This is a genomic window from Streptomyces sp. NPDC002851, assembly GCF_053591935.1.
In genome coordinates, this window is record NZ_JBSFUT010000077.1 from 1 (window position 1) to 8,761 (window position 8,761).

The following is an 8,761-nucleotide window of genomic DNA, read 5'->3' on the forward strand; positions in this document are numbered from 1 at the left end:
CGTAAGCAGGGGGCGCTGCCCCCTGCACCCCCGCTCCTCAAACGCCGGAGGGGCTTGATGGGGCGGGCGGTACTTATCAGCCCGTCCGGCGCTTGAGGACGAGCGCGTTCAGCGCGATACGGGGTCTGGGGCGGAGCCCCAGTTCGGGAAGGGGCGGGGCTGGGGAATAAAACCCACGAGAGGAACCCCCATGAGCACCACCCTCATCACCAACATCGGCAACCTCGTCACCAACGAACCGGACCTCGGCGAAGGGCCCCTGGGCCAGGTCCAGGACGCAGCCATCGTCCTGGAAGGAGACCGCGTCGCCTGGGTCGGCCCCGCCGGCGCAGCGCCCCCCGCCGACACCCGCCACGACGCCGAAGGCCGCTCCGCCATCCCCGGGTTCGTCGACTCGCACTCCCACCTCGTCTTCGCCGGCGACCGTACCCAGGAGTTCAACGCCCGGATGTCCGGCCGCAGTTACTCCGCAGGCGGCATCCGGACCACCGTCGCCGCCACCCGCGCCGCCAGCGACGAAGAGCTCGAGGCGAACCTCGTACGGTATCTGCGCGAGGCCGCCCGCCAGGGCACGACCACCTTCGAGACCAAGTCCGGATACGGCCTGACCACGGACCACGAGGCCCGCGCCCTGCGCATCGCCGCCCGGCACACCGATGAAGTCACCTTCCTCGGGGCGCACATCGTCTCGCCCGACTACGCCGACGACCCCGGCGCCTACGTCGACCTCGTCACCGGCGAGATGCTCGACGCCTGTGCCCCGTACGCCCGTTGGGTCGATGTCTTCTGCGAGAAGGGCGCCTTCGACGGCGACCAGGCGCGCGCCATCCTCACCGCGGGCCGGGCCAAGGGCCTCACCCCGCGCGTGCACGCCAACCAGCTCAGCTACGGGCCCGGCGTACAGCTCGCCGTGGAGCTCGACGCGGCCAGCGCCGACCACTGCACGCACCTCACCGACGGCGACGTCGACGCGCTCGCGCACGGCAATACGGTCGCCACGCTGCTGCCCGGCGCCGAGTTCTCCACCCGCGCCGAGTGGCCCGACGCGCGCCGCCTGCTCGACGCGGGCGCGACCGTGGCGCTCTCCACGGACTGCAACCCGGGCTCGTCGTTCACCTCGTCCATGCCGTTCTGTATCGCCCTGGCGGTACGGGACATGGGGATGACCCCGGACGAGGCCCTCTGGTCCGCCACCGCGGGCGGCGCACGCGCCTTGCGGCGTACGGACGTCGGGCGACTCACCCCCGGCTCCCGCGCCGACCTGGCGCTGCTCGACGCGCCCAGCCACGTGCACCTGGCCTACCGGCCGGGCGTGCCGCTGGTCAACGAGGTGTGGCAGCGGGGCGTACGGGTGGCCTGACCCCCGTCGTCGTACCCGAAGACCCGTACAAACGGTTCGGCGCCGGTGCGGGGGATCCGCTCCTCGCGGACGGATCTCCCGCACCGGCGCCGTGCCGTACAGCGCGATGTGCCGTATTACACCTCGAGTTACTCGGAGAGTTACTCCTCGACCGTCAGCCCCTTGCGCAGCCGTACCAGCGTGCGCGACAGCAGGCGGGAGACGTGCATCTGGGAGATGCCCAGCTCGTCACCGATCTCGGACTGCGTCATGTTCGCCACGAAGCGGAGCGAGAGGATCTTCCGGTCGCGCGGCGGGAGTTCGGCGATGAGGGGCTTCAACGACTCGACGTACTCGATGCCTTCGAGCCCGTGGTCCTCGTAGCCGATCCGGTCCGCGAGCGCGCCCTCGGAGTCGTCCTCCTCCGGCTGCGCGTCGAGCGAGCTGGCGGTGTACGCGTTGGACGCCGCCATGCCCTCGACGACTTCCTCGTTGGAGATGCCGAGCCGCTCGGCGAGCTCCGTCACCGTCGGCGCGCGGTCCAGCTCCTGGGCGAGCGCGTCACCGGCCTTGGCGAGGTCGAGGCGCAGCTCCTGAAGTCGGCGCGGGACGCGCACGGACCACGAGGTGTCACGGAAGAAGCGCTTTATCTCGCCGACGATGGTCGGCATCGCGAAGGTCGGGAACTCGACGCCACGGCTGAGCTCGAAGCGGTCGATCGCCTTGATCAGGCCGATCGTGCCGACCTGGATGATGTCCTCCATCGGTTCGCTGCGGGAGCGGAACCGGGAAGCGGCGAACTTCACCAGGGCGAGGTTGAGTTCGACGAGCGTGTTGCGTACGTACGCGTACTCGTGGGTGCCTTCCTCGAGCGATTCGAGGCGCTCGAAGAGGGTCTTGGACAGGGCCCTTGCGTCCAGCGGAGCGACTTCGTCGTAGGGCGGAATCGCCGGGAGATCCGCGAGTCCCGGGATTCCGTGCAGATCCGCGCCGAGACCTTCGAGGAGGTCCGTGGCGTCAGCGGCGTCTGCGGTCTCCGACATGTCCGTGGCTTCCGCTGCGGCTTCCGCGATCCCGGGAGCCGGAATCTCGGCGAGCTCAGCGAGCTCGGCGTGCGGGGCGTCCGCGGCCTCCGCGACATCCGCGACCTCCTGGAGGTCGGTCAGGCCCAGGGCGTCGTGCGGGGCCGTGCTCTCCGTGCGAGGGGCCGGGAGCCCGTGGAGTCTGGACTTGAATCGTTCCGTCGGGGGTGTCGACGTCGCTTTTCGGGTATGCGATGCGTCGAGCCGGGGTGACATGGGGGTCCTCCATCGTTCTCGGCATATGGCTGCCGATGCCAATACGTGCACTGCGGTGTGCGGCGCCTCCGAAGCCGGCGATGTTTGATTGCGGTCTATCTAGCCCTACCCGCTTCCGGGTGCCACTCGCAAGTGCAGTATGCGGTTAAATGTCCGATTTCGGGGGGATGTTCGGGTACCGGGTCGCGTAATGAAGGCGTAGGGTTTTACGGCGTCAACCACCAGCTCGAGACCTTCGGAAGTGAGACGGCATGGACCGAGGGACGGTCGGCAGCGCCAACCGGGGCCGGCTTCGGGTCGAGGTGCACAGTGAGGGCCGTAGTGCCGTCGTAACGCCGGTAGGTGAGTTGGATCACCACACCGCGGATCTGTTGCGGGACGCCCTGGACGGCTGTCTGGCCGAGGGTGAGGCTCGTCTCGTCGTGGACTGTGGGCGGCTCGAGTTCTGCGACTCGACCGGGCTCAACGTCCTGCTTGGTGCCCGGCTCAAGGCCGAGGCCGCGGACGGCGGGGTCCATCTGGCCGGGATGCTGCCGGTGGTGGCCCGGGTGTTCGAGATCACCGGTGCGGAGGCCGTTTTTACGGTGCACGCGTCGGTCGAAGCCGCCTTGGCGGAGTGAACGGGTGAGCTGCGCCACAGTTGGCTCCCTTTATCGAGACTTCCACTATCGAGGTCTCCGCATTCAAGGCCCCCGCCATCAAGACCTCTGTTATCAAGATGCGATCGAGGCGTAACCCGCATCACACTGTCCGGACACAACTCGTGGGTGTTCCCCCGCATTGGCCGGGCAGGAGACGACTGAGTTTGTGTCCCTACAGATCCATAGAGATCGACGAGCTGGTGAATCGGTGAGGTGAAGCGCTGATGAGCACCACCCGGCCCCTTTCGCCGGGCGACCGCGGCCCGGAGCCGTGCGCTGCCCCCGCCCAGGCGGCGCGCTCCCCGCGCCAGGTGCGCAAGGTGAGCCTCAACGGCGCCAGTGGCGTCGTACCGCTCGCCCGGGACTTCACCCGCCAGGCGCTCGGCGACTGGGGCTGGCTCCCGGCCGCCAACGCCGACCAGCGAGCCGCCGCCGAGGACGTACTGCTCGTCGTCTCCGAACTGGTCACCAACGCCTGTCTGCACGCCGAAGGCGCCGACGAACTGCGGATCGGCTGCGACGGCAAGGTCCTCCGCCTGGAGATCACCGACCGCGGCACCGGCCAGCCCGCGCCGCGCACCCCGCACCGCGCCGGACGGCCCGGCGGGCACGGCATGTTCATAGTGCAACGCCTTTGCCTGGACTGGGGGGTCGTCCGCACGCCCGGACAGTCCGGCAAGACGGTCTGGGCGGAACTGGCCGCGCCGGGCTAGTCCCACCCTCCGGCCACCCTCTCGAGCCGCTTCCCGACCGACGCCTACAGCCCTGACATCGGGGCTGTCTTTTGTCTTCCCTCCCCAAGGCGCCGGGCGTACCTTGAGCGCCCGATCTGATGTGCCGTCAGGAAGTGTCAGGGTGCGAAGTACCTTCGGCTGAGGGGACCTTGAAGTGTCGTACAGGAAGAAGGGGGCCGCCCGCGCGGCGGCCGTGGCCGTGGCCGGATCGGTGGTGGTGCTCCTTGCCGCACCCGCCGCGCACGCCGAGGTCGTGGACGTCGACTATCAGTGCAAGACGCCGATCGGCAACAAGGGCGCCGTCTCGCCGATCGACATCAAGGGCACCAAGAGCGGCAGCGCGTACAAGCTGGTCATGTCCTTCGAGAAGGGCGTCTCCTCCAGCCCGGTCGAGCTGGGCAAGGGCGCGATGAAGCCCAGCGCCCTGATCAAGCTCGGCGGCGCGGAGAGCGGCAATGTGCCGGTGTCCGGGCCGCCCAACGACAAGGCCATTCCCGCCAACACCCCCATCAAGATCAACGACTTGTCGGGGACCTATACGCCGAAGAAGAGCGGGAAGGTCACGTTCACGGCGTCGACGCTGACGATCAAGGCGCTCGGTACGACGACGACCTGCACGCCCAAGAACAACCCCAAGCCGTCCCTGACCCTTGACGTCACCGCGGCGGCGGGCGGAAGCGCTGCTTCGGGCGGCGGCGAACTGCCCCAGACCGGCCCCGAGGACTCGGCGATCGCGCTCGGCACGCTCGGCGGGACGGTCGTCCTGATCGGCGCGGCGGGGGTGCTCTGGCTGACGAGGCGAGGGCAGGGGCAGGCGGCGCGCGGGTAGGGGCTTCCGGATCACGTATCCGTGCCGTCGGCTCGGTTGCCGTACCTGGGGGCTGCGCCCCCAGACCCCCGCTTTGTCGCGCTGAACGCGCTCGTCCTCAAACGCCGGACGGGCTGAATTTGGAGCCGCCCATGCCCTTCGGGTCCCGCGCCCTCGCCGCCCTGCTGCTCGCCGCGGCCCCCCTCGCGCTGCCCGCGGACGCGGACGGCGGCGGCTGGAGCGTCACCCCGTCCGCCGGTGGCGGCTCGCGGCCCGCTGAGGACGGGCGGCCGTACTTCTATCTGGAGGGCGCGCCCGGCGCCGTACTGGAGGACCGGGTCGCCGTCACCAACCCGGGCGACGAGCCGCACACCGTACGCCTGCGCGGCGCCCGGGACGCCGGTGCCTGGATCCGGCTCAAGGACGACAAGGTGACGGTGCCGCCGCGCACCCGCGCCGAGGTGCCGTTCACCGTGACCGTGCCCGAGGGCGCGGTGCCGGGCGACCACCCGGCCTCGCTCGTGGTGCGCGAGGACGGTAGCGGCCGGGGCGCCGACGTACGGGTGCACCTCCGGGTCAGCGGCCCGACCCTCGCCGCGCTCACCGTCGAGGACGTCCGGGTCGACGGCGGCCATATCTCGTACGCCCTGGTGAACCGCGGCAACACCGCCCTGACCCCGAAGCTCGCGGTACGCGCCGACGGGCTCCTCGGGCGGCGGCTCCTGGACCGCGCCCCGCGCACCCTGCCGGTCGAGCTGGCGCCGGGCCGCCGGATCACCCTCCGCGAGCCGTGGCCGGACGTGCCCGCCCTCGACTCGGCGGATGTGCACCTGACCGTGACGGGGGCGGGCGGGGCCCGGGACGAGGCCGAGGTTTCGGTGCGGTTCGCGTCCGGGGATGCGGTGGCGGCGGTCGGGGGCGGGCTGCTCGCTCTCGTGGGCGGGGCTTATTGGGGCGTACGGGAATGGGGTCGGCGGCGGCGCGGAGGCGCCGACGAGGTGAGGGGAGCGCGGACGTGACGGAGGTAATTCAGCCCGTCCGGCGTTTGCGGACGAGCGCGTTCAGCGCGATGAACGGGGGTCCGGGGGCGCTGCATCCGTCAGCGGCTTCGCCGCGGGCCCCGCAGCGCCGTCAGCCACGCGGCGTTAGCCGCATATTCCATACAGCCGGGAAGGGGCGGGGCCGGGGAGCAGGCCCGCCGCAGGCGACGCCGAGACGCGCCGGACAGATCCTGATGCGGGCACGGGCGGTGCTGCTCGCCATCGTCGTGGCGCTGACCCTCGCGGTCGCCGTCCAGCCCGCACAGCTGGCGACCGCCGCCGAAGACGGCAACCCCGAGGTGACGCTCTCGCGCGCAGAGGCGGGCACGGGCGGTTCGATCACCGCCACCGGTACCGGCTGGCGGCCCAAGACGCTGCTCATGCTGCTCATCTGCGGCCAGGCCGCCCCCGGGCGCGATCCGGTCGGCGGCACCAACGCCTGCGCCAACGCCGACGGCCGCGCCGTCAGGACCGACGCCGAGGGCCGGTTCAGCAAGAAGCTGCCCGTGGCGGAGCCGCCCGTGGCCTGTCCCTGTGTCGTACGGGTCACCAACGTCACGGGTGAAAAGGCCGTCGCGCAGGCCGAGTTCAAGGTCGCGGGGCACCCCGTGAAGCCGCTCCCGGACGAGCGGAGCGGCGGCAAGCTGGCGGTTCTGGCCGCCACCCGGCTCGAAGGGTCGAGCTCGATCCTGACCTGGTTCGGCGCCCCGGCGAGCCGCACCCTCGTGGCCACCGTGGGCAACCTCGGCTCGGCCCCCGTCAAGAACCCGGTGTTCGAGGTCGGCACCTCGCACGGGGTGTTCGCGCCCGAGTGGGAGGAACAGCAGTGGCGCGGCACCCTCGCCCCCGGCAAGAAGGCCAAGGTCGAGCTGCGGGTGCAGCTGCCCGCCGGGGCGCACGGCGACTACCGCGTGGCGCTGCGGTACGGCGGCAAGGTGCTCGCCGAGCAGCCCTGGGACGTGGGGCGGCCCTGGGGCGTGACGCTCTTCTGGGTGCTGCTCGCCGTGGTCGTACCGGCGGCGGTGTTCCGGATCGGGATGGCGGTGGTCGACCGGGTGCGGCCACGCCGGGGTGGCGGTCGCCGGGCCCGCGATCACTCCGTACCCCGGCATGGCAGCGGCCCACCCGCGCGCCGCCCCGTACGCCTGCCGAAGTCCCTGACGCCGCTTGCCGGTTCGGCGTCCCGGCGACGCGGTGACCCCGGCACCGGCACCGGCACCGGAAGCACCCAGGATCCGTCCCCGGCCGCCACCACCACGACCCTGCCGTGGTTCACCCCGGACTCCGCGCCGGGGGCACCGGCACAGCTCTCCGCACCGCACGAGGACGAGGAAACAGCACAGTCACCAGGACAGTCCAGCGGGAAGGGAAACACGTGATCACTCAACGGAGAGTGAGCGCGGCAGGCGTCGCGCTCATGCTCGGCGGAGCGGGGATCCTGCTTGCGGCGGCCCCGGCACAAGCCGCCGGTACCGCGTACAAGACCGAGTGCATACCCCCGGCGATCTCCGGGATGGATCCGGTGCACGGCACCACCGAGGTGGAGATCAAGGCCCCGGCCGAGGCCAAGGTGGGCGACGAGGTCGAGGTGATCTGGAAGACCACCAAGGCCGCGTCCAAGAACCCGGACGTCATCGACCTGGAGAAGGACACGGTCAAGCCGACCGGCACGATCAAGGTCGGCGGCGGCCGGACCGGCGAGCTCGCGATGGAGGGCGAGCGCAAGAACCCGCCGATCCCCAAGAACAGCCCGATGGTCCTCTCCGACATGAAGGGCAAGCTGAAGCTGACGGCGCCGGGCGAGGTGACGCTGACCCCGGACAAGTACAACATCAACGTCAGCAAGCCGGTCTCCACGGATACGAAGTGCGCGCCGGAGGAGGCCGTGAAGTCGGCCCACACCATCAAGGTCAGTGAGGGCGGGGCGACTTCGGGCGGCGTGACGGGCGGAATACCCACGGACGTGCCGTCACTGCCGACGACCCCGCCCACCGACCTGCCGACCGGGCTGCCGAACCCGCCGACGGGCGGGGACAGCGGGGGCTCCGGGGGCTCCGGGGGTGACTCCGGCGGCTCGACGGGTGGTGACACGGGCGGCGGTTCCGGCAGTTCCGGCGGCTCCGGTGGTTCCGGGGGTGACAGCGGCGGCCGGACGGACTTCGAAGGCAAGGAAGTCCAAGTGCCGTACGAGTGCAAGACCCCGATCGGCGACAAGGAAGCGACCTCGCCGGTGCAGATCAACGCCAAGAAGGCGGGCGGCAACTTCGACCTGACGGTCAAGTTCAAGAAGTCCGTGATGAACAGCCCGGCCGACATCCCGAAGGACTCGGTGAAACCGTCGATGGAGGTGGTCCTGGGCGGCGCGGACAAGGGCACGGTGTACGTCGAGGGTCCGACGAACAAGGAGGAGATCAAGACCGGCGACCCCATCAACATCCCTGACCTGAAGGGGACTTACAAGCCGGGCGCGGACGGCAAGGCGACGCTGTCGCCGGGCGTCCTGACGGTGAAGGCCCTGGGTACGACGACCACCTGCACCCCGGCCAAGACCGAGGTCTCTCTTGAGCTCGACACCTCGGCCCAGCCGGGCGGCGCTGCGGGCGGCTCGGGCTCGGGTTCGGGCGGCGCTGACGCGGCGGCCGCGGGCGGCGGCCTCGCCGACACGGGCGCCTCGGACAACGGGGCCCTGCGCGCCCTCGGCCTGATCGCCGGGACGGTGATCCTGCTCGGCGGCGCGGTGTTCACGTTCATGCCGAGGCGGGCCGGGAACGCCTAGCCCGTCGGCAACCAACAGCCCGTCCGGCGTTTGAGGACGAGGCCGTTCAGGCCGATGAGAGCGGGGGTCCGGGGGCGGCAGCCCCCGAAGCCGCTGCAAGCTTTCGGGAAGGGGCGGGTAGGGGA

The 8,761-nt window shown here is 71.0% G+C and carries 8 protein-coding genes; 7 read left to right on the forward strand and 1 reads right to left on the reverse strand.

The window, feature by feature from the left end:
* The first annotated feature begins 190 nt into the window (after nucleotides 1-190).
* The gene (hutI, locus tag ACWD10_RS38075; RefSeq protein ID WP_451098372.1) at nucleotides 191-1,360 is read left to right on the forward strand and encodes an imidazolonepropionase; all 1,170 of its coding nucleotides are present in this window, start codon (nucleotides 191-193) and stop codon (nucleotides 1,358-1,360) included.
* 140 nt (nucleotides 1,361-1,500) lie between these two features.
* Here the strand turns inward: hutI and ACWD10_RS38080 are convergent, their stop codons facing one another.
* Nucleotides 1,501-2,382, reverse strand: coding sequence for an RNA polymerase sigma factor SigF (locus ACWD10_RS38080; protein ID WP_451098385.1), 882 nt, complete (start codon nucleotides 2,380-2,382; stop codon nucleotides 1,501-1,503).
* Between the two features lie 506 nt (nucleotides 2,383-2,888).
* Here ACWD10_RS38080 and ACWD10_RS38085 point away from each other — a divergent pair.
* From ACWD10_RS38085 to ACWD10_RS38110, 6 genes are all read left to right on the forward strand, one after another.
* Nucleotides 2,889-3,257, forward strand: coding sequence for an STAS domain-containing protein (locus ACWD10_RS38085; RefSeq protein WP_451098374.1), 369 nt, complete (start codon nucleotides 2,889-2,891; stop codon nucleotides 3,255-3,257).
* A gap of 245 nt (nucleotides 3,258-3,502) precedes the next feature.
* The gene (locus ACWD10_RS38090; protein WP_451098376.1) at nucleotides 3,503-3,991 is read left to right on the forward strand and encodes an ATP-binding protein; all 489 of its coding nucleotides are present in this window, start codon (nucleotides 3,503-3,505) and stop codon (nucleotides 3,989-3,991) included.
* A gap of 175 nt (nucleotides 3,992-4,166) precedes the next feature.
* Nucleotides 4,167-4,841 carry an LPXTG cell wall anchor domain-containing protein gene (locus ACWD10_RS38095; protein WP_451098378.1) on the forward strand — a complete coding sequence of 225 codons (675 nt, stop codon included), beginning with the start codon at nucleotides 4,167-4,169 and terminating at the stop codon, nucleotides 4,839-4,841.
* A gap of 131 nt (nucleotides 4,842-4,972) precedes the next feature.
* The gene (locus ACWD10_RS38100; protein WP_451098380.1) at nucleotides 4,973-5,839 is read left to right on the forward strand and encodes a COG1470 family protein; all 867 of its coding nucleotides are present in this window, start codon (nucleotides 4,973-4,975) and stop codon (nucleotides 5,837-5,839) included.
* A 215-nt stretch (nucleotides 5,840-6,054) separates the two neighbouring features.
* Nucleotides 6,055-7,239, forward strand: a complete 1,185-nt coding sequence (locus tag ACWD10_RS38105) for a hypothetical protein (RefSeq protein ID WP_451098381.1) — start codon at nucleotides 6,055-6,057, stop codon at nucleotides 7,237-7,239.
* Between the two features lie 14 nt (nucleotides 7,240-7,253).
* Nucleotides 7,254-8,636 (forward strand): hypothetical protein, encoded by a 1,383-nt coding sequence (locus ACWD10_RS38110; RefSeq protein WP_451098383.1) that lies wholly within the window; start codon nucleotides 7,254-7,256, stop codon nucleotides 8,634-8,636.
* The last annotated feature ends 125 nt before the right edge of the window (nucleotides 8,637-8,761 follow it).

What these genes read in the sequence shown, in the direction of transcription:
- hutI (WP_451098372.1), top strand. Translation starts at nt 191, where the DNA reads ATGAGCACCACCCTCATCACCAACATCGGCAACCTCGTCACCAACGAA.
- ACWD10_RS38080 (WP_451098385.1), bottom strand. Translation starts at nt 2,382, where the DNA reads ATGTCGGAGACCGCAGACGCCGCTGACGCCACGGACCTCCTCGAAGGT.
- ACWD10_RS38085 (WP_451098374.1), top strand. Translation starts at nt 2,889, where the DNA reads ATGGACCGAGGGACGGTCGGCAGCGCCAACCGGGGCCGGCTTCGGGTC.
- ACWD10_RS38090 (WP_451098376.1), top strand. Translation starts at nt 3,503, where the DNA reads ATGAGCACCACCCGGCCCCTTTCGCCGGGCGACCGCGGCCCGGAGCCG.
- ACWD10_RS38100 (WP_451098380.1), top strand. Translation starts at nt 4,973, where the DNA reads ATGCCCTTCGGGTCCCGCGCCCTCGCCGCCCTGCTGCTCGCCGCGGCC.
- ACWD10_RS38105 (WP_451098381.1), top strand. Translation starts at nt 6,055, where the DNA reads ATGCGGGCACGGGCGGTGCTGCTCGCCATCGTCGTGGCGCTGACCCTC.